Source organism: Flavobacterium sp. PL02 (genome assembly GCF_035013205.1).
GTDB lineage: Bacteria > Bacteroidota > Bacteroidia > Flavobacteriales > Flavobacteriaceae > Flavobacterium.
In genome coordinates this window covers 779,226-800,981 of record NZ_JAYGJP010000001.1, presented here as the reverse complement: position 1 = coordinate 800,981, position 21,756 = coordinate 779,226, and the positions used below count along the sequence as shown (strand labels likewise).

Annotated in this window: 18 protein-coding genes; 4 read left to right on the top strand and 14 right to left on the bottom strand. The window is 33.5% G+C overall.

Annotated elements, in window-relative coordinates; genetic code table 11:
- Positions 1–32 precede the first annotated feature (32 nt).
- Positions 33–1,244, top strand: coding sequence for a peptidylprolyl isomerase (locus SHI72_RS03385; RefSeq protein WP_323489056.1), 1,212 nt, complete (start codon positions 33–35; stop codon positions 1,242–1,244).
- 71 nt (positions 1,245–1,315) lie between these two features.
- Here SHI72_RS03385 and SHI72_RS03380 read toward each other — a convergent pair whose 3' ends face one another.
- Together SHI72_RS03380 and SHI72_RS03375 are read right to left on the bottom strand one after the other, a co-directional pair.
- Entirely contained in the window at positions 1,316–1,759 is a 444-nt protein-coding gene (locus SHI72_RS03380) for a hypothetical protein (protein ID WP_323489055.1), read from the bottom strand.
- 636 nt (positions 1,760–2,395) lie between these two features.
- A complete protein-coding gene (locus tag SHI72_RS03375; protein ID WP_323489054.1) occupies positions 2,396–4,750 on the bottom strand; it encodes a GH92 family glycosyl hydrolase in 2,355 nt (784 codons plus the stop codon).
- A 243-nt stretch (positions 4,751–4,993) separates the two neighbouring features.
- On the opposite strand from SHI72_RS03375, the gene SHI72_RS03370 reads away from it, so the two are divergent.
- A complete protein-coding gene (locus SHI72_RS03370; RefSeq protein ID WP_039111066.1) occupies positions 4,994–5,614 on the top strand; it encodes a M949_RS01915 family surface polysaccharide biosynthesis protein in 621 nt (206 codons plus the stop codon).
- A gap of 559 nt (positions 5,615–6,173) precedes the next feature.
- Here the strand turns inward: SHI72_RS03370 and SHI72_RS03365 are convergent.
- From SHI72_RS03365 to SHI72_RS03320, 10 genes are all read right to left on the bottom strand, one after another.
- On the bottom strand, positions 6,174–6,770 hold the full coding sequence (locus tag SHI72_RS03365) for a GNAT family N-acetyltransferase (RefSeq protein WP_086894612.1): 597 nt from the start codon (positions 6,768–6,770) through the stop codon (positions 6,174–6,176).
- A 45-nt stretch (positions 6,771–6,815) separates the two neighbouring features.
- On the bottom strand, positions 6,816–7,172 hold the full coding sequence (locus SHI72_RS03360; RefSeq protein WP_086894611.1) for a hypothetical protein: 357 nt from the start codon (positions 7,170–7,172) through the stop codon (positions 6,816–6,818).
- 186 nt (positions 7,173–7,358) lie between these two features.
- The gene (locus tag SHI72_RS03355) at positions 7,359–8,537 is read right to left on the bottom strand and encodes an AIR synthase related protein (protein ID WP_323489053.1); all 1,179 of its coding nucleotides are present in this window, start codon (positions 8,535–8,537) and stop codon (positions 7,359–7,361) included.
- Between the two features lie 155 nt (positions 8,538–8,692).
- On the bottom strand, positions 8,693–10,183 hold the full coding sequence (locus SHI72_RS03350) for a carboxypeptidase regulatory-like domain-containing protein (protein ID WP_323489052.1): 1,491 nt from the start codon (positions 10,181–10,183) through the stop codon (positions 8,693–8,695).
- A gap of 64 nt (positions 10,184–10,247) precedes the next feature.
- Complete coding sequence (locus tag SHI72_RS03345) at positions 10,248–11,624, bottom strand: CsgG/HfaB family protein (protein ID WP_086894610.1); 1,377 nt, start codon at positions 11,622–11,624, stop codon at positions 10,248–10,250.
- A 69-nt stretch (positions 11,625–11,693) separates the two neighbouring features.
- Positions 11,694–12,140 carry a curli assembly protein CsgF gene (locus SHI72_RS03340; protein WP_039111072.1) on the bottom strand — a complete coding sequence of 149 codons (447 nt, stop codon included), beginning with the start codon at positions 12,138–12,140 and terminating at the stop codon, positions 11,694–11,696.
- Between the two features lie 82 nt (positions 12,141–12,222).
- Positions 12,223–12,957 carry a CsgE family curli-type amyloid fiber assembly protein gene (locus tag SHI72_RS03335; RefSeq protein ID WP_052259321.1) on the bottom strand — a complete coding sequence of 245 codons (735 nt, stop codon included), beginning with the start codon at positions 12,955–12,957 and terminating at the stop codon, positions 12,223–12,225.
- 4 nt (positions 12,958–12,961) lie between these two features.
- Complete coding sequence (locus tag SHI72_RS03330; RefSeq protein ID WP_323489051.1) at positions 12,962–13,444, bottom strand: hypothetical protein; 483 nt, start codon at positions 13,442–13,444, stop codon at positions 12,962–12,964.
- A 110-nt stretch (positions 13,445–13,554) separates the two neighbouring features.
- Positions 13,555–14,244: a hypothetical protein gene (locus SHI72_RS03325; protein ID WP_039117749.1), complete on the bottom strand. Its 690-nt coding sequence runs from the start codon at positions 14,242–14,244 to the stop codon at positions 13,555–13,557.
- A 400-nt stretch (positions 14,245–14,644) separates the two neighbouring features.
- Entirely contained in the window at positions 14,645–16,834 is a 2,190-nt protein-coding gene (locus tag SHI72_RS03320) for a glutamine synthetase III (protein ID WP_039111075.1), read from the bottom strand.
- A 412-nt stretch (positions 16,835–17,246) separates the two neighbouring features.
- Here SHI72_RS03320 and SHI72_RS03315 point away from each other — a divergent pair, with 412 nt between their 5' ends.
- Together SHI72_RS03315 and SHI72_RS03310 are read left to right on the top strand one after the other, a co-directional pair.
- Positions 17,247–18,263 carry a glutamine synthetase beta-grasp domain-containing protein gene (locus SHI72_RS03315; RefSeq protein ID WP_039111076.1) on the top strand — a complete coding sequence of 339 codons (1,017 nt, stop codon included), beginning with the start codon at positions 17,247–17,249 and terminating at the stop codon, positions 18,261–18,263.
- Between the two features lie 426 nt (positions 18,264–18,689).
- Positions 18,690–19,658 (top strand): TerC family protein, encoded by a 969-nt coding sequence (locus SHI72_RS03310; RefSeq protein WP_323489050.1) that lies wholly within the window; start codon positions 18,690–18,692, stop codon positions 19,656–19,658.
- A gap of 186 nt (positions 19,659–19,844) precedes the next feature.
- Here the strand turns inward: SHI72_RS03310 and SHI72_RS03305 are convergent, their stop codons facing one another.
- A complete protein-coding gene (locus tag SHI72_RS03305; protein ID WP_039117784.1) occupies positions 19,845–20,375 on the bottom strand; it encodes a hypothetical protein in 531 nt (176 codons plus the stop codon).
- Positions 20,376–20,542: 167 nt separating this feature from the next.
- On the bottom strand, positions 20,543–21,406 hold the full coding sequence (locus tag SHI72_RS03300; RefSeq protein WP_323489049.1) for an alpha/beta hydrolase: 864 nt from the start codon (positions 21,404–21,406) through the stop codon (positions 20,543–20,545).
- Positions 21,407–21,756 lie beyond the last annotated feature (350 nt).

The following is a 21,756-nucleotide window of genomic DNA, read 5'->3' as shown; positions in this document are numbered from 1 at the left end:
TTAGAAATTAACAGATTTTAAAATCGAATAAGATGAAATTAAAAATTCTTTTTTTATTTTGCTTGGGTGTACTTAACCTACAAGCGCAGACTAAAAAGCCTGTTCCAGGCAAAAAAACAACAATTACAAAAGTTGAAACTAAGCCTTCTGTTAACGAAGGAATTTTTGCTACAATTGCAACAAAAAAAGGAAATATCGTATTGCAACTAGAATACATAAAAGCTCCTATTACTGTTGCTAATTTTGTATCATTGGCAGAAGGAACTAATCCTTATGTGACTATTGATAAATTAAAAGGAAAACCTTTTTATGATGGTTTAAAATTTCATAGAGTTATTAATGACTTCATGATTCAAGGTGGTGATCCTGACGGAAATGGTTCTGGAGGTCCTGGATATGCATTTAAAGATGAGTTTGTATCTGATCTTAGATTTGATAAAGGCGGAATTCTTGCAATGGCAAATTCTGGTCCAACTACAAACGGAAGTCAATTTTTTATCACTCATAAAGAAACACCTTGGTTAAACGATAAACACAGTATATTTGGTCACGTTGTACAAGGAATGGATGTTGTTAATCTTATTCTTCAGGATGATGTAATGCTTACTGTAACGATTACTCGTAAGGGAGCTATGGCTAAGAAATTTGATGCTCCAAAGGTATTTGCTGCATATTATGAAAACAAAGCTGAAGATGCTAAAAAGCAAGCTTTAATTGAGGCTGAAAAGACCAAACAAGCACAAGCTGCTGCTCTTGAACAAGAACGTCTTTACAAAGAAAAATACGCGACTGTAATTACTGCTAAAAAAGCGTATCTAGAAACTGCTAAAGCAACTGCAACAACTACTCCATCTGGTTTAAGTTATAAAGTAATTCAAAAAGGTACTGGAGAAAAACCGGCAAATGGTGCTACTTTCTATTTTAAGTATGCAGGATATTTTGAAGACGGAACTCTTTTTGATAGTAGTATCGAAGAAATCGCTAAAACTTACGGAAAACATGATACAAATCGTGCCGCTCAAGGAGGATATCAAGCATTTCCTTTTCAGGCTGGTAAAAAAGACGGTATGATTCCTGGTTTTATCGAAGGTTTAGATCTTATGTCTTATGGTGAGAAAACAGTATTCTTCCTTCCTTCAAAACTTGCTTATGGAGAAAGAGGTGCAGGTAATGTGATTCCTCCAAATACAACGCTTGTTTTTGAATTGGAAATCTACAAAGATCAACCAACACCAAAACAATAATTTCCTTAAATTATATATCATAAAAAAACCGATAGTTGTAACTATCGGTTTTTTTTATACTCTTTTTTATTTTATTTTTTAGCTGGAAACTTCCAATCGAATTCATCTTTATTATTGATGATTGCTCCGATTTCAAATTTTACTACTTCTTCAAATTCTGTCTGGAAGATGATCCAGTTTTCTTCGTTAAAGTAATTCTCGAAAGTATCAAACTCTTCTTGTGTGAATTTTGTAATTTCTTTGGTTGCCAAATCTTTTTTTACATCAGCAATTTTTCTTCCTATAATTTTAAAACCAAAGATTTCTAAATCTGGACTTGATGCCACAACATAACCCAATTTTAAAGCTTCTTCCTGATAGAATGTCAATCTTATTTTATGCTTGTTGTATGCAAAAATTACATTATCATCTTCGTCTTTATAGTTTCTATCTGGTTTACCATAAATAGCTGTAACATCGTTCTGTTTCATACCGAACAACAACTTGTCTATTCCGTTTTTTGGATTTATTTTCATGTGTCTCTTTCTATTAATTTAAAAGGCAAATTTCGTGAAGTTTTTTACAAACTGCATTATGTTTCTATTTTAATTCAATAAAAAATTAAAGACAAGAAACCGAACTATTAAGAAATTAAGGAAAATTAAGAGCTAACCTCAAATCTTCTTAGAAATTCTATTCCTGCAAGGCTTTTTTTAACCTTGTAGGTCTAAATTTAATACCTAACAATGTAAAAAAAATCTCCTACCCTTATCTAACTCTTTATTAAATCACTATAAAGTAAGTCCCAGCGAGACGTTATATTTATAGAAATTTTAATTATTTTTTAAAGAACCCCATCGGGGTGACATGCTTCACAATTAGAAAATAATCGTAGGTATCGCTCCGCTGGAGCTTATAGAGTATTTACTCAATATTTTTTATACCAAAAAAATCTGCTACTCTAACAATAACAAACAGGCGAAGTAAATCTGTAATAAAAAACAAAAACTTGACCTCATAAGTCTTAATACCTACAAGGTCAAAAAAGACCTTGCAGGACAACTGCGAACGCGAACCACCTAATCAATTAATTATCTCACACTTAAAAGCTTTACACTATCCGCATAAAACCTTTGAATCTTTGAGCCTTTGAGTCTTTGCATCTTAGAACCTTAGTCTCTTAGTCCCTTTTCCAGATATATTTTCTTATTTGGTTTACTACTCATATAAAATGTAATCTTTCCTCCGTTTACAATATCACTGTGTTTTATAACAGGACTTGTTAGTGGTTTTCCGTTTAAAAGCACTTTACTCACAAATACATTTTTATCGGATTGGTTTACTGTAGCAACTTCAAATGTTTTTCCGTTTTCAAGATTAAAAATAGCATTTGCTACTAGCGGGCTTCCTAAACTATAATCTTCTGATCCTGGTGCTACGGGATAAAATCCTAGACTGCTAAAAATATACCAAGCACTCATTTGTCCAAAATCATCGTTTCCTCCTAATCCGTCAGGACCATTTTTATACATTCTTTTAAGAATCATCCTGATTTTATCTTGCGCTTTCCATGGCGACTTTGTCCAATTGTATAAATAAACTACGTGATGCGAAGGTTCGTTTCCGTGCACATAATTCCCTATTATTCCCTCTTTGGTAATATCCTCAGTATTTTCAAAATATTTATCTGGTAAGTGCATAGAAAAAAGAGAATCTAACCTTCTTGTAAAAGCATCTGTACCGTTCATCATTTTTATCATTTCGGCAGGATCTTGAGGAACATACAAACTGTAGTTCCAAGAATTTCCTTCGATGAATCCTTGCCCATGTGTGTCTAATGGATCAAACTCTTTCTTGAATGTTCCATCATCGAGTTTGGGTCTCATAAAACCTGTTTTGGCATCGTATACATTTTTATAATTTGTGGCTCTTTTAGAGAACTCGTTATAGATATCTTCTTTTCCTAACTTTTTAGCTGCTTGTGCAATTGCCCAGTCATCATAAGCATATTCTAAAGTTTTAGATACCGATGAACCATTTTTGTCCTCAGGAACAAATCCTTTTTTCATATAATATTCTAATCCGTCATAATAAGGAACTTTGGCTGTATTTACGGTTGCAAGAAGTGCTTTATCTACATCAAAATTGGTGTTCCCTTTTACTATCGCATCTGCAATTACCGAAACACTATGATACCCAATCATACACCAGTTTTCATTGGCATAATGTGACCAAACTGGCAACATTTTATGAACACTCTGATCGTAATGTGCCAACATAGAATTAATCATATCGGAGTTTCTTTTGGGCTGAACCAGATTAAATAAAGGATGTAAAGCTCTATAGGTATCCCATAATGAAAAACTTGTGTAGTTCTGGAATGTAGTTGCTTTATGAACGTTTCCGTCTAATCCTTTGTAGTTCCCATCGGTATCCATATATACTGTTGGTCCTAGAAAAGCATGATACATTGCGGTGTAAAAATTAACCATGTCTTTCTTTTGGATGGTTTGTACCTGAATTTTATTCAGCTCTTTGTTCCAAACTTCCTGACTTTCTTTTTTAACTCTTTCAAAATCCCAATCCGGAATTTCTGCTTTCATATTAGCCAAAGCTCCTTGAGTACTTACTGGAGAAATAGCAAATTTTATTTTGACTTTTTCATTTTCATTTGTATCAAAATCAAAGTATAATTTTAGGTTTGCTGCTGCCATTTCTGGGAAGTTTTTGGTTTGATCAAATCTGCTCCAAAAACCTTTATACACACTTTTTTCGGCTGTAGCTTGTCCGTATCCTTTTATTGGCTTGCTAAATGACATTGCAAAATATACTGTTCTTGTTCTTGCCCAGCCATTTGTTTGGCGATATCCTGTAATTAAAGTGTCGTTTTCTACGCGAACAAATGTCCAGACATTCTTTTTATCATAATTATAAATTCCTGCTGTAAGATCTAAGATTATATGTGCTTGATCTGATTTTGGAAATGTATATTGATGCATCCCAACTCTTGTTGTTGTAGTAAGTTCGGCTTTGATATTATGATCTTCTAAGAGTACGCTATAATAAGCTGGCTCGGCTTTTTCGGTTTTATGCGAGAATACTGATCGATATCCTGTTTCAGGATGCGCTGCTGTACCAGGATTTAATTGTAATTTTCCTGTTGTAGGCATAATAAGGAAATCTCCTAAATCGGAATGTCCTGTTCCGCTAAAGTGGGTATGACTAAACCCTACAATCGTTTTATCTTCGTATTGATATCCTGCACAATATTTGTAAACATCTTTATTATACTTACCATTTGTTGCGTAAGGAATCGTATCGGTTTCAGGGCTTAATTGTACACTCCCAAAAGGTACTGTTGCGCCTGGATATGTATGCCCCATCTTGGCAGTTCCTATCATAGGATCTACATATTGAACTAAATCTTTGAGTTTATTAGTTCTTTCCTGCCCAATCATTTTATGAGTATGACTGAGCATTAAAACTGATAATCCGAAAAGGAAACTTTTATAATTTACAATATTCATCAGGTCTTTTTTAGTTTATGGTTTTGTGTTTATAGCATTATTCGTTTTTACTAAAACGATTTAATAACAATTTCAGGTTAGAAAATTACAATAAATATTGGTTTTTTAAAAATTACTTTGCGAATTCTATTAATGAAAATTGTTACTGAATTTTATTAGCTCTGATATACTATCATATATTCTCTTGTTTTTAATAAGGCTAAAAATGAATATCTTTGAGTATTCAAAAAAGTAATTGATCTCATGAAAAATTTCATTTTATTATTCTTCTTCTTTTATTCTACAATTAGTTTTTCGCAAGCTGTACAAAGCAAAGTATTAAGCCAAACCGAAATAACCGAAAGAGATTTAGATGGTGGTAAATTCCCCATTTTTAGAGCCTATGAATATCAAGATAAAGGTGGTGTTTATGAATTGGTTCTAAGCGAAAACCAAAAAGTAATTTCGGACAAGGATACGCTAAATACCAAAATTGAAGCTGTTTGCTATTTAAACGATCATGGTGGTTATATCGAAAAATGGAAAATAAATGATTTAATTGAAAGTGCCGAAGTTGAAGAAACTTCTATTTGGTTCTGGACAAAATATTGCAGCACACAAGATTTAGACGATGATGGTTATATTGAGCCAGTACTTGTTTATGGCACAAAAACGGATGTTGGTGACTTAAGACGTATTAAAATTATTACTCTTTATAAAGGTAAAAAGTATGTTATACGTGCTGTTGAATGTGACTTAGATTATTGCAGAAGCTTTAAAAAAGATAAAAACTGGAATTCATTACCTACAAAAGTAAAAACACATATTGATAAGCTAGTTGTAAAAATTAGGAAAGAGCAAAATGTTATTCTTGCTGATGGTTAGAAACAAGTTTTAATTGCTTTTTGCTAAACTAAAAAATAACAGATTGATCATAAAAGATGTGGAATAGCCATCGCAAACTTGTCTTTCTGAGGAACGAAGAATCTCCGTAAGAAGCTAACATAAAGTATTTCTAGATTGGGGCGAGCTACTCGCGGAGATTCTTCGTTCCTCAGAAAGACAATATTGTGGTTGTTTTGTGATAAACTTTGTAAAAAAGTTTCTTAACTATAAACTTAAAATTTTGCTTGCTTTGCGTAAACCATTGCAAACTTTGCGGTTAAATCATAGTAACAATTAAAAAGATTATGGAGTTTCTTACGATTCTTCGACTCAACTCAGAATGACAACATTGTGGTTATCTTGTGGCAAACTCTGTGAAAAAGTTTTTTATCAATAAAACCTTTGAACCTTTGCGACTTAAAAATCTTAGTACCTTTTCTTTCCTTAGCCACAGATTAAAAGATTACACGGATTTTTTATCCTTTGCGACCTTTGCGTAAATCATTGCGTGCTTTGCGGTTAAAAACTTTGCAGTTAATTTTTTTACCAACAACTTATTTTACAGCTTTTTCCTCAAGTTTTCTTTTACCTCATCAAACCATTCTTCTCGCAGAATACTCAAGATAATTGAATCTCGGCGTACTTCGCTGCCAAAAGTAGGCATATGATTACGTAAAACTCCTTCGACTTTGCAACCGATACTTTTCATGGCTGCGATGCTTCGTTGGTTATTATTATCTGCGCGGAATTCTACTCGTTCCATTCCCATGGTTTCGAATGCATATTGTAATAACAGGAATTTACAATGTTTGTTTAATCCTGTTCCTCTAAAGGCTGAACCATACCAGGTATATCCTAATTGCAGGGTTTTAAACTGAAGTTGCATATCGTAAAAACGGGTGCTTCCGGCGTATTTTCCTGATTTTTTATCAAAGACTATAAATGGGAATTCTATTTTCTTTTCTCTTGCTTTTAAGGCAATGTCTATATAGTTCTCTAGGTTTTCTTTTCCGTTGGCACGAATTAACGAATATTCCCAGGTATTGGGCTCGTTGATAGAAATTTCTAATAAATTCTCTACATCTGTTTTTTGTAACGGACGTAATAAAACTAAGTCGTCTTCGAGTACTATATTTTCAGAGAAATTGAAATCCATTTTGTAAAAAAAATAATTTTATAATCTATTTAAAAACTCTTTTTGTTATTCACTCATTTCGTCGTAACGCTCTGGAACTTGCGGGTCGTAAAGCGGACATTTAAATTCTTCTAAGGCGCCTACCAGAATATCCATTGCTTTTCCTTGGGTTCCGTAACAGTCTATTCTAACGCTTTGCGGTGTAGTTATAACTTGAAATGCTCCTTTTCCTTCGTTGCTTTTCCAGCTATTATCATCGACTTTTTCCCATTTGGAAAACAATGAACCTATTCTGTTTAGGATTACAGTAACTGGAAGTTCCTCTAAACCGTCGACTTCCTGCTCTTCGATAAGTGCTTCGTAAACTTCGTGATGGTTTAAATAAATTCCTTCTGAGTATCTCCAAAAAAGTAATTCGTACATGATAACGTGATTTTTAGCCCCGATAGTAGCGACATCCTTTTTGGGCGGTGTTCGCCCGAAAAGATATAGCGGATAGCGGGATTAGCTCCTAAAAAAAGCTATTATTAATAAAAAGGTTCCGTTGTAAACTCCAGCATAAAAAACCTTTGTAACTCAGAACCTTTTGAACCTTTGTACCTTAAAATATTAATATTCGAATGTACCGTATTCGCTGGTAATTGTCAATTTCTTATCGTCGGCTGCTTCTACTCTTCCTACGATTTGTGCATCGACATTGAATGATTTTGAAATAGCAATTATGTCTTCTGCAAGTTCTTCGGGAACGTATAATTCCATACGGTGACCGCAATTAAATACTTGGTACATTTCTTTCCAATCGGTTTTAGATTGTTCCTGAATAAGCTGAAACAATGGTGGAACTGGAAATAAATTATCTTTTATAATGTGCAAATTCTGTACAAAATGAAGGATTTTTGTTTGTGCTCCTCCACTACAATGTACCATTCCGTGAATTTGTTCTGGTGTATATTTATCTAATATTTTCTTGATAATTGGTGCGTAGGTTCTTGTTGGCGAAAGCACCAATTGTCCTGCATCTATCGGGCTATTCTCGACAGCATCGGTAAGTTTTACTTGTCCTGAATAAATTAATTCTTCGGGAACTGCTGCGTCAAAACTTTCTGGGTATTTGGTTGCCAGGTATTTACCGAAAACATCATGACGTGCAGATGTTAGTCCGTTGCTTCCCATACCACCATTATAGCTTTTTTCGTAAGTTGATTGTCCAAATGAAGCTAATCCTACGATTACATCGCCTGCTTTGATGTTGGCATTATCTACTACATTTGAACGTTTCATTCTTGCTGTTACAGTAGAATCTACGATTATGGTACGAACGATATCGCCCACATCGGCAGTTTCTCCTCCTGTGGAATGGATGGTTACGCCAAAGGTGTCTAGTTCTTTTATTAATTCCTCGGTTCCGTTTATGATTGCTGAAATTACTTCGGCTGGAATTAGGTTTTTATTTCTTCCGATTGTTGATGAAAGTAGGATATTATCGGTTGCTCCTACACATAACAAATCATCTATATTCATGATTAGTGCATCTTGTGCAATTCCTTTCCATACTGATATATCGCCTGTTTCTTTCCAGTACATATATGCCAAAGATGATTTTGTACCTGCTCCATCGGCGTGCATGATAAGGCAATAATCCTGATCTTGGGTTAAATAATCTGGGACGATTTTACAAAATGCTTGTGGAAACAATCCTTTATCAATATTTTTTATGGCGTTGTGTACGTCTTCTTTAGATGCCGAAACTCCTCTTTGTGCGTACCTTTTGCTAGAATCTGAACTCATGAAATTAGTTTGTGTTGTTGATGTGGTGCAAAGATAACCAGTTTTTTTAATTGTTGGGTTTTATGGCTGTCTGAAACATAAAAAAATCCGATAAGTTTGAGACTCTTATCGGATTTTTAGAAAAAAGTGTTTGGAAATCTAGATCCATACCACGCTTATTTCCATTCGGGCATTGATGCGTTTTGAAATAGTGTGGTTCTTGACGATGCGGAACCACTTGCACTATTAATACTTACTTTTTGTACATTTTGTGCTGATAATCCATCATTGGATGTATTTACAAAAATAACTTCGGCTTCATTTGGTGAGAATTTCACGTCTAAATCGTTAAAACCATTCTGTTTTTGAGTTGTTAATTCTGCAGCAGTATTATTTGAACGTGTGTACATGAAAATTCGGGAATCTAATCTTCGGTATGTTGTGTTTTCAAAACCGGAAACGTCTCTTGTAAAAATCACTTTCTGATTATCTATAGAAATGTTTAATCCGCTTGTTGCACCACTTAAACCTGTTTGTATTGTATATAAAACTGTTCCCGCCATATCGATCACATAAATTTCTACATTATATCCTGATCTGTCGTTTACTTTTAATGCTATTTGTGATCCGTCCTGACTCCAATCGCATTCGGATATAAATTTTCCGTTTGGTGTTTGAAATAACTGAATGAGTCCTCCTCCATCTGAATCTATACGATATAGTTTATCAAAATTTGGATAAATTATCTGACTTCCGTTTGTGTTCCAGCAGTAATTTACATACTCCATATTAAATCCTGCAACGGGTACAAAATTTGTAACTCTAAATACTCCAGACCCATCCGGGTTCATCGTATATATCTGACTCTGTGAACCATCAGAACTAAGGTACGCAATTTTATTTACACTTAGGTTTTTTCTTGGTCTAAAACTATTAACAGTTGATGATGTTAATTGTAATTGATTTCCGGCTTCGTCTGCAGTGTAAATTACGTTGTTATTATTTATTTTTTTGACAAATAAAAATCTTGGATTTGGAAATGCCAATGTTGTAAATGAGTTAGTTACACTATTAGTTGGTTTATTAATTCCATCTGAAACGGCTACTTGCCAATAGTATTTTGTACTATAATTTAAATCTTTTATCGCCAGTGTTTTTGCTTTAAGATCTGGATATGTTTTAATCTCATCGGTCGTTCCATTTTTTAAAGTAACGGTATAAGTTAAAGAATCAGATTCTTTATCGGCTGCTGTCCAGGTTAGATTTAAATTTAACGGTTGGTCTTTTGCATTATCTACCGGAGCTGTTAAAACCGGAATATCTGGCGGTTTGTTGTTTGCTGTAGAAATTTGCAATTCGAATATAATTTGTATTGTTGCATCGGCAGTAACTTTTCCGGGTTCGAATCTGGCAATATAACCGTCTTTTTGAGCCTGAAAAGAGTAATCTCCTACCAACACTTTCTCTAAAGTAAAATAACCGTCTTTATCTGTAAATACCGTACTTGTTGCAGGGCTCGAAGATATTCGTACATTTTCGATGGGAGTAAATGTTCCCGATTCGACTACTCTTCCTTTTACAGTTCCACTTGCTCCATCCTCTAGCTGTTCTTCACTACAAGAAATCAAAAGAATAAAACACACTAAAATTCTTAATCCTATTTTCATTTGTAGATTTTATTTTGTTAGACTTTATCGAGTTTATTCGACGAATTTTTTGAATGATATTTTTTTACATCTTTTTTTTCTTGTGATAGTTTTTCGGGAAGTAATATGTTACCCCTAATCCGAAACGCCAGTAATAATCATCCCTGACTCCGCTATCGACATAATCTATCATATCTGTGAAATTTATATTGTATTCTCCGTACAGTTTGAGTCCAAGATTACTCGTTACCAAATACTCTACTCCTCCTCCAAACTGAACTTTGCTATGCCTATTTTCATATTTAGAATTAAATCCTATTCCGCCGCCGCCAAATATGTAAGGCGTAAAGTTGTCATAGGGCAATACCAATAATTCTAGATTTAGATCGAGGGTTGCATACCCAACATCTAGCTTATCTTTATTACCGAGTTTAAAAACATTTGTCGAGGCACTTATATCTAAATTTGGTGTAAAGAAATATTTCACGGCTCCTCTTCCCATTGGTTTTGCAACCGGACTAGGATAATCTCCTTTCATAAGGGTTGCTCCTCCTGCTACTTCTATACCAAAACGACCTCTTTTTTCGACTAGGTTTCTTCCGTATAGTTGTGCTAAGTCGGCTTCGCTTTTTTCGTTGTCGTAATTGGCAATAAAATTATCTATTTGGGTTTGTGGGGCATTTACTTCCCATAATTTGTCTTTGATACCATCTACAATAAGGCCTTCGACTGCTTTTTCTATAGCTTCGGTAACGGCTAATTGTATGGGCTCGTTTCGGGTAAATCCTGTTTCGACTTCCAGAAGTCTGTTTAGATTTACGTATCGAAATAAATTGGCATCGACACTTTGTGATAAAATTGTTTTGGAAACATAAACGGTATTTAAGATTTTACCATTTGATGTTGAAACAAGTCTTAGATAAACTGTAACTCTATCTTGTCTATATCTTACTGAAGCTCCGGCGCCAAAATATCTGGCTCCAAATCCTCCTGTAATTATATTTGTGTCATAGGATATAATACCTCCTTCCAGCAAAACTCCGGCAAATAAAAGAGGCGTTAATGGGGCTTCTTTTTCATTAGGTTTGGTAGCATATTCTTGTCTTGTGGATCTAATGATGTTTCTTTCATTAAGCAAATTCCCCAAGTTTTCTCGTTCAATTGGAATAAACCATTTTGAGTCTTCAAGGGCTTTTATCAAGATAGAAGTTGCTCCTTGTGTAACTGCTGTACTAAATGTACTACCTAGTTCTACGGCTTTGTATTGCCCTGTTTGATCCTTGAATTTATAAACCCCTACAACAATTTGTTCTTTGGGTTTAGGGATATTGGTTAATGCCGAGGTAGCTGGTGTATTCTCTCCATAAACAGCTTTTTGTACTCCAACGGGTTGATTAAAATAAGCACCACAACCTGAGAATAAAATAGCTATTAGGACTCCAAAAAGTGATTTTTGATTCATAAGTGATTTTTTATTAACTTATTAGCGATAAAAAATGTAAAACTTATTACTAGGAATAAAAATTTAATCCTAATTGTTTCCAGGAACAATTACTTGCGTTTGTTCTCCTGTTTCTATATCCAGGATATCTACAACAAGCCCAAGATTAGAGTCATAAACATCTACAGAGAGTGTCCCAAAGACATAAGATCCCGGTTTTATTCCTCCTCCTGTACCACCAGTACCTATACCTCCTCCTGTACCTGTACCAAACTGATCCTCGAATAATGAATTAGAAAGTTTGTTTAGTAACTGATTGTTAAGATTTTCCTTGAAACGTTGTAAATCTGATTTTTGTTCGAATCCAGTTGTCTTATCTTCTTTGTAGTCGTTTTGTGCTTGCGCTGAACTAAGTAGCCAATTGTAGTTAAACGTATCTCCGCCAAAAGCTGGGTTGATAGGTTTATAGGCCAAATCTTGCGCAACCGAAGTAAAACATATTCCTAGTAAACAAAATAGTAAAGTTATTGTCTTCATTTTGGTATTTTTAGGGTTTAAAAATAACTGCCAAAAAACATTTAATTAATCTATTCGAATGTCAACTAATTAAATGCACAACTTAATACTGAGTGATCAATTTATTTTGTCTTTCGATATTTTTAAAATACTTGAAAATTTTGGCCGAAGATGATTCTGCCATGTATTTTAAAAAATCTTCGTCTGGTCTTGAAATAAATTCATCAATTATTTCTCCATCAACATCTATCATTATCTTAGTTGTTCTCCCGAAGGTTAATTCTTCTCGAACTGTAACGATTTTATGTGATTTGATTTTTAATTTCGAATATTCTGAATAAAAATAATCGTAAAAATCATTGCCCAACTTAGTCTTGGTATCGTTAGAAACTATACCAATCATTTCTAATCCGTCTGTAGGTGTTTGAATCTCTGTTTTAGATTCATCTTTTCCTCCAAATATTACTTTGTCTTTTCCTATTACTGCATTATTATCATCATAAATTAATAATAGAATAATTATTTCGTCGTCTTTAGTAAAATTTACTTGTGTTTTGGAGAGGTTTACTTTTTGAATTGGTTCTAGTGTAACTCTGCCGTCTTGTGCATTATTGGATTTATTAGTATTGGATTTATTTACTTTTAAAACTGATAATTTATAGGAGATGTTTTTAAACTCTGCCTTTAAATTTTCTGCAGTTCCGGTAATTGCCAATGAATTTTCGATTTGTTCAATTTCAATTTTAGCTTTTACCTCTGTATAAACCACTTGTGCAAATGTGTTTTGCACTACTAACATCATAATAATTAAAATAATATTTAGATTATATCGCTCCATAATATTAGTGATTGAAAATATAAATAGTGCCTGAATTTCCAGTTTGGGTAATTCTCATTCCCTCTGATATTGAGTTTGAGCCATTATTAAAAATGGTTAGATTATCTCCTCTTTGATTAATCGACATATTTATAGCTCCACTGGAGTATAAAGAAAAGTCGCTTACCATATTGTTATTTCCAGACTGAACAACTGATTGATTAATTTCAGGTGCTTTCTTATACATATTTATATAATTGTCATTACCAATTTGATTAAGAACTACATTGGATTTATTACTAATGATACTTACATCTGTAGCATTGTAATTTCCAATTTGCATAATTTTTACAATATTATTATTTTGAACAAACAGATTTGCATTTTGGTTTCTATAGTCATTATTGCTTTCTAATGCTTTTATAGCATATACATCTAAAGGATTTAACTCCTGTGTGAAAGCAATATTTGTAAATAAAAATAATATTAAATACACTGCTGGTTTCATGACATATTTTTAAAATAAATCTTCTTTAAAAATTTATACCAGTTTCATAAATAAAACTGGTATAAACTGAATTGTAAGCAGAATTAAATTCTACTCTTTTCAAGTAAAGCTTAGTTAGATTGGAAAACTATAGCTCCGTTTGCAATACCTGTTTGAGTAATTGTACTCATGTGGTCGTTTCCTAATTGTAGTGTTAACGCAAAGTTAGCAGTACCATCTTGGTAAACACTAGATGTATTGTCATAACCAAGTTGTGCTGTAATTGCTGTGTTTCCATCTCCTAATTGATAAATATCTGAGGTGTTAAACCAATAAGATTGTACAACAAGTGCATTGTTTCCATCCCCATCTTGTTCAATAGTTGATGAGTTACCTACAAAGAATTGTAATGTTGTAGCACTATTGTTATCTCCAGATTGAATAGTTGAAGCGGAGTTAAATGCTCCTAATTGTACAGTTAATGCATCATTATCATCTCCCATTTGGTCGATTGTTGCCACATTTGCCAGACCTAATTGTGCTATAGTTGCACTATTATCATCTCCGTTTTGATTTACAGCTGCGATATTAAAAATACCTGCTTGTGAAACATCTGACTCATTATCATCTCCAGTTTGACTAACAAATGCTAAATTTGCCAAACCAAATTGTGTAACTTGTGAATCATTTGAATAACCTACCTGAGATACCAAGGCTCCATTTATCCAGCCTGTTTGATCTACATCACTAACATTAGCTTGCGCAATTGCAGCTGTACCAACAAATAGCATCGCGGAGATGCTTAAAACTACTTTTTTCATAATAAATATATTTAATTGGTTATTAATACAAATTATTATGTAGGTTTCGTGACGGGGAATCACTGCAAAATTGTAATTACTGATATGTTAAAATAAAGGGGAAAGTGTGAAGCTTTATTTCTTAATTACGATTCAAATTTAAAGAACTTTCTGCTAACGAAATAAATACAACCACCTATTTTTCAATAAGTTAATCACCTTTTCGATGAAGTGCAAAACAATATCGACGAAATGCTAATTTTATCTTAAATTGCTATCAGAAAAAAGTTACTTTATCATTAAATCAATATTCAGATTTGAGTTTCATTCTAAAAAATGCATTTTAAACCCCATTTTTGAATTTATTATACAAAAAAGGTCTGGCAAAATGCCAGACCCTTTTATAATGCGCTTTAAGCTCTTATTTTGTAAACAAAAGCTCTCTATATTTGGTCAATGTCCAAATTTCATTATCTACAAGTAGCTCTAATTTATCGCAGTGATTACGTATATCCTCAAAATAAGGTTTTACGTTATTACAATATGCTTCGGCCATTTCTTGTGCATCTGTAAGATGGTTTGCTTTCTTTCTCTCGTTTGTCATCGCTTCTACTTTAGAGTTGATTCCTTCGATATGTCCAGAAATTTGTTTAATCAATACTATTTGCTCTTTTGCTATAGTAAGGAAATCGTCTCCAAAGATTTCTTTTAATCCTTTTACATTCTCTATTAATGTATTTTGGTAACGAATAGCTGTTGGGATAACGTGATTTTTAGAAATATCTCCTAAAACTCTTCCTTCTATTTGAATTTTCTTAGTGTACTCTTCCAATTCAATTTCGTAACGTGCCTCAACCTCAACATGGTTCATGATACCCAATTCCGAGAATAAATCTAAAGCTTTCTTAGATGCTCTGGCTTTTAATGCCTCTGGAGTTGTTTTATGATTACTTAAACCTCTTTTGGTAGCTTCGATTTCCCATGCTTCGCTATATCCGTCTCCTTCAAAAAGGATTTTTTTAGATACTTTTATATACTCTCTTAAAACATTAAAGATAGCATCATCTTTCTTCATGTCTTTTAACTCAATCAATGCATCAACTTCAATTTTAAAGTCTTTTAATTGTTTTGCAACAATTGCATTAAGAGTTGTCATTGAGTTAGCACAGTTTGCAGATGAACCTACAGCTCTAAACTCAAATTTATTTCCTGTAAAAGCAAATGGTGAAGTTCTATTTCTATCAGTATTATCTAATAATACATCTGGAATTTTACCTACTACATTTAGTTTTAAATCTGTTTTTTCTTCCGGAGATAATTTTCCAGTTGTTACACCTTCTAATTCTGCCAAAACCTTTGTTAATTGCTCACCAATAAATACAGAGATAATTGCCGGTGGTGCTTCATTTGCTCCTAATCGGTGATCATTACTTGCTGTAGCAATTGCTGCTCTTAATAGTTCTTCATAATCATTAACCGCCTTAATCGTATTGATAAAGAAAGTTAAGAACTGTAAATTACTCATAGGAGTTTTGCTTGGGCTTAACAAGTTTACTCCAGTATCTGTTGCCAATGACCAGTTATTGTGTTTACCTGAACCATTTACTCCTTTAAAAGGTTTTTCATGAAATAATACTTTAAAATCATGGCGTTCTGCCACTTTTTGCATTACATCCATTAATAAACAGTTATGATCTACCGCCAGGTTTGTTTCTTCAAAAATCGGTGCCAACTCAAACTGATTTGGTGCTACCTCATTATGACGCGTTTTTACTGGTATACCCAATAACATACATTCTTGCTCTAGATCTCTCATATATAATAAAGCACGAGTAGGAATAGAACCAAAATAATGATCATCTAATTGTTGCCCTTTGGCAGATGTGTGTCCTAACAAGGTTCTTCCTGTCATCATAAGATCAGGACGAGATTCTGCAAGAGATCTGTCTATAAGAAAATATTCCTGCTCCCATCCAAGAGTTGCAGTAACTTTCTTTACATTTTTATCAAAATATTTACAAACATCTGTTGCTGCATCATCAATTGCAGATAATGCTCTTAATAAAGGTATTTTATTATCTAATGCTTCTCCTGTATAAGAAATGAAAACAGTAGGAATACATAAAGTAGTTCCAAAAATAAATGCTGGAGATGTAGGATCCCAAGCTGTATATCCTCTTGCCTCAAATGTGTTTCTTATTCCTCCGTTTGGAAAACTAGAAGCATCTGGTTCTTGTTGTACCAATTGTGCACCTCCAAATTTCTCAACTGGATCACTACCATCATAAGAGATCTCAAAAAATGCATCATGTTTCTCTGCAGTTGTTCCTGTTAATGGCTGAAACCAGTGTGTATAATGAGTAACCCCTTTAGAGAGTGCCCATTCTTTCATACCCATCGCAATATAATCGGCCAGTTTTCTGTCTATCTTAGTTCCATGCTGAACTGCTCCTTGTACTCCTTTAAATGCATCCGAAGTCAAATACTGCTTCATCGCTTTATCGTTAAATACATTAGATCCAAAAATGGTTGATTTTCTGTCGGTTTCTTCAAACTGAACAGATTTTCTTGTTGAAGCTTCTTTTAAAGCTTGAAAACGTAATGTTGACATGCAGACAAATTTTAAGTTATTATTAATTTAGATTTGATAATAAAGTGCAAATATAATAATTAATCCCCTTTATTATAGCCCCCTTTGTGCATTTTATGAAACTAATTCAAACTACACCCCTGTCTTTTCGAAGTAATTTAACAAAAGAGCAGCTTTTTCGGTATTTATAAAACAATTTACCAATCGCGAAACCTTGCTCATTTTCAAAAAAACCACCCATAATTGCGGAATTATTTTTTATCCCCCTCTAAAATTACCTATTTTTAAATTTAGGGCGCAAAAATTAAGCTTATGCAAAAAATAACATTACCCTAAATAAAAACTACCCCCGTTTTTCTAGCAATAAAAAAATAAATATATATTTGACCCAACAAAAAAATCCAAAAAAAAAGAAAAATTAATTTATATTATTATGGCTAAAATAAAGTTAGAGTACATTTGGTTAGATGGATATGAACCAACTCAAAATCTTAGAAGCAAAACTAAAGTTGAAGAACACGAAAATTTTAAAGGAACACTAGAAGAACTTGGTAATTGGTCATTTGATGGATCTTCTACAAAACAAGCCGAAGGTGGATCTTCTGACTGTTTATTAGTTCCTGTTGCAATTTACCCAGATCCAACTCGTATTAATGGATACTTAGTAATGTCTGAGGTTATGTATGCTGATGGAACTCCACATCCTTCTAACGGTAGAGCTACTATTGATGATGATAATGATGATTTCTGGTTTGGTTTCGAACAAGAATATTTCATCATGGACACTAAAACTTTATTGCCATTAGGTTTCCCTGTTGGAGGTTATCCTGCTCCACAAGGTATGTACTACTGTTCTGTAGGTGGGAAGAACACTCACGGAAGAAAATTAGTCGAAGAACATGCAGATTTATGTATCGCAGCTGGAATTAACTTTGAAGGTATCAACCAAGAGGTTGCTTGCGGACAATGGGAGTTTCAATTATTTGCTAAAGGTGCAAAAAAAGCTGGTGACGAAATTTGGATTGCAAGATACTTACTAGATCGTTTAACAGAGAAATATGGTTACTATATCGAATATCACCCAAAACCACTTGGTGATACAGATTGGAATGGATCTGGAATGCACGCTAATTTCTCTAACGAAGTTTTAAGAACTTGTGGAGACCAAGCTACTTACGAAAGAATCTGTGAGGCTTTCCGTCCTGTTACTGCTGAGCATATTGCAGTTTACGGTGCTTACAACGATTTACGTTTAACTGGTAAACATGAAACTGCTTCTATCCATGATTTCTCTTATGGAATTTCTGATAGAGGTGCATCTATAAGAATCCCATTAATTACAGTACAAAAAGGCTGGAAAGGTTGGTTAGAAGACAGAAGACCTGCATCTAACGGTGACCCATATAAAATTGCTGCAAGAATTATCAAAACTGTAAAATCAGCATTGTAATCTCATAGCTTCATAAAACCAAAAAGTGCCTCATATATATGTAGGCGCTTTTTTTATGCCCATTATTTTTGCAAAAAAGCTTAAATTGTCTATATAAAGGGACGCGGATGATACGGATTTTTAAAAACAACAGATAGAAAATCCGTTTAATCCGTGTTTTCGCTTTAGCGAATCCGTTTAATCCGCGTCCCCTTCGCATAGAATTTGAAACTTAGCGACCTTTGCGTATCCGACGCTTCGGGATTGCGCCCTTTGCGGTTAAATTCCCAGCCACAGATTAAAACTTAATCCCTCTTAATCTCTTAATGGTAAAATTTTTATTTTTCTCTTTTACACAATCCAAAAGCATCGTTAAAATATTGGAAATATGCTTTTTAGGTATAAAATCAAAAACTATCTTTGTAATTCACTAAAAAAAATCGGCTTATGATAGTCTGGATACTTTTTTTAATAGCAGTACTACTTATTCTTGCTCTAGACCTTGGCGTATTTAATAAAACACCACATATTATAAGCACAAAAGAAGCTAGCAGATGGACTCTTATCTGGGTAAGCGCTTCGTTTTTATTCTCTGGCGTAATATATTGGTTATATGGTACTGATTATATAGAAAATCCCGACGGACTAAAACCAGCCGCTGCCGCAATAAAATTTATTACCGGATATCTAATCGAATTATCATTAAGCGTAGATAATATTTTTGTGATTGCTATTATTTTTGCTTCTTTCAAGATTCCACAAAAATACCAGCATCGCGTTTTATTTTGGGGAATTCTAGGCGCTGTCATTTTTCGCGGATTGATGATTTTCTTTGGCGTAATGCTTATCAATAAATTCACCTGGACAACTTATGTATTTGGTGCTTTCTTACTGTTTACAGCAATGAAAATGTTATTTTCGGGCAAAGAAGAAGATTTTCATCCAAAAGACTCTTTTATATATAAGGTATTAGGAAAAGTAATTCCGATTACCTCTCACATGGAGCATGAAAAATTTTTCACTTTAACTGAAAAAGGAAAAAAAGCTGCCACTCCGCTATTTGTTGCTTTAATAGTAATTGAGTTTATGGACGTTTTATTTGCAATCGACAGCGTTCCTGCAATTCTTGCCATTACCAAAGATCCTTTTTTAGTCTTTAGCTCTAATATCTTTGCTATTCTCGGATTACGTTCGATGTATTTTTTCCTTGCTAATATGTTGGCTAAATTCAGTTATTTAGAATACAGCCTTATTGCTATTTTAAGTTTCGTAGGTCTTAAAATGCTCCTACACGATTATATCGAAGTACCAGAATGGGGCTCACTTACCTTTATCGGACTTTCACTAATTATAGGAATTATTGTTTCATTGCGATTAAGCAAAAACAAAGAGAAAATTTCTAAAACAGAAGAATAGAAATACAACAGTTTTTTTTCGAACCATTAAGAGATTAAGGTTTATTAAGAATCCTCTAACTCTCACTAAATGTAGATGGAACGCGGATGATACGGATTCGCTAAAGCGAAAACACGGATTAAATGTTTTTTTTTTAGAAAATAAAAAAGGGAATCTTACGATTCCCTTTTTTACTTTATTTTTAGATTACAACTTCACTCTTTGAACATTGCTATCATTAATATTATATTTTTTAATAACCTCATTGTAATCTGAATAATCCGCTTTATTAACAGATTTTCCAGTTTCAAAAATATCTGCCGGAACAATTACAATTCTAAAAACCTGCTTTTGAGTCCAATCTGGACTAAGCGTATTTAAATCAAAATCTGCACCAAGAAAAATATTAACTCTATTAATTGTATAATCAAAGTTATAATCAAGAGCTCCACCATCACTCATGTAATAAGTTTGTGGTATTAGTCTCCAAACATCATTTCCAGCTGAAGCACCATACAAATGATAAACTAATACAACGTCATTTTTATAAATTGGTGGACTTAATGGTATTGTCACTGAAAATCCACTTGGATTAAAATTTACTTGTCTTTCAATAACTTCGGAAACCGGTCCTGGTAAACCTTCTAGTCCTTCTGGCCCCATTGGTCCTTCAGGTCCTTCGCAACTAGAGAATGCTACCAACCCTACTATTGCAAAAAGTGTAATTATCTTTTTCATGTTTTTTTATTTTTTTAAGTTATACATAAAGGTATTCCAAAAATCAAACCAAAAAAAATAATATGTACTATTTTCTTGAAAAAAAATCACACAAATACATACAAATCATTAGTTTTCAATACATAACATTTAAATCATAAAAGGCTATTTTTTAGAATTTTATGATTTTAATTTACTGCAACACCATTTTTAGCCAATACTTTACTAAAATACAATACATGATACGGCAATGAATTTTCCCAATATTCCCAAGTATGTGCTCCTGGTCTTTCGGTATAATCGTGCTCTACTTTGCTATAAACTAATCTTCGGTGTAATTCACGATTGGGTTCGATTAGGAAATCATCTACTCCACAATCGATTATCAATGCTAGTTTATTGGCTTTCATCTTATCGACCATACCAAGTACTGCATAGGATGCATATACTTCTTGTGGCGCTCCTTCTTTTCCAAAAACGGGTTCCATAAATTTAGTTACCTGTACTGCGTCACGATTAAGCATTCCGCCCATATCTACTGCGCCACTCATGCTTCCTGCTGCGCAAAACAAATCTGGATGCTTGGATGATAAATACAATGCGCCATGTCCTCCCATCGAAAGTCCCGAGATTACTCTTCCTTTTTTATCACTAATAGTACGGTAGGTTTTATCTATTTTCTGAATTACTTCTTTGGTTATATAAGTCTCAAACTGACTTCCTTTATTTACTGGACTATCTAAGTAAAAACTAAATGTTTCTCCTTCGGGCATTACGATTATCAAATTGTATTGATCAGATAAATTTTGCACTAATTTTTTATCTGGTGTGTTTTTTAGCCAATCTCCAAAATGTCCGTAAGCACCATGCAACAAATACAATACAGGAAACGAAGCTTTACTTTTGGCATACGAATTTGGTAAAACAACTGCTGCTTTATACGTTTTCCCCATTGCAACACTCTCAATTTGTAGCGTATCTACTTTGGCACCATAAGATAAAAGGGAGCTGCATAAAAAAACAGCCAACAATATAATTTTAAAGTTTTTCATTTGTTTTTTAATAAAGGTTCTGAGATTCTGAGTTACTAAGGCTCTAAGATATGAAAAAGGTTTAGAAAAAGGTATAAAGGCGCAGAGGTTCAAAGGGACAAAGGTTTGGATTGAACATACAGCAAACGCAAACTTTTTTCTTCCAAAAAAAGAATCTCCATAAGAAACTGACTAGTTTGTGTCAATTCCTTGCGGAGATTACTCTTATCTCTAAAAAATAAGTTTATGTTTATTTTGTGTTCAAAACTCTTTGACTCTCTTTGACAAAGACTACAGAAAACCTTTGTCCCTTTTTTAAACCTTATAAAAAACTCTGAACCTCCAAAAAGATGCACTGCGGTGCGTCCCTA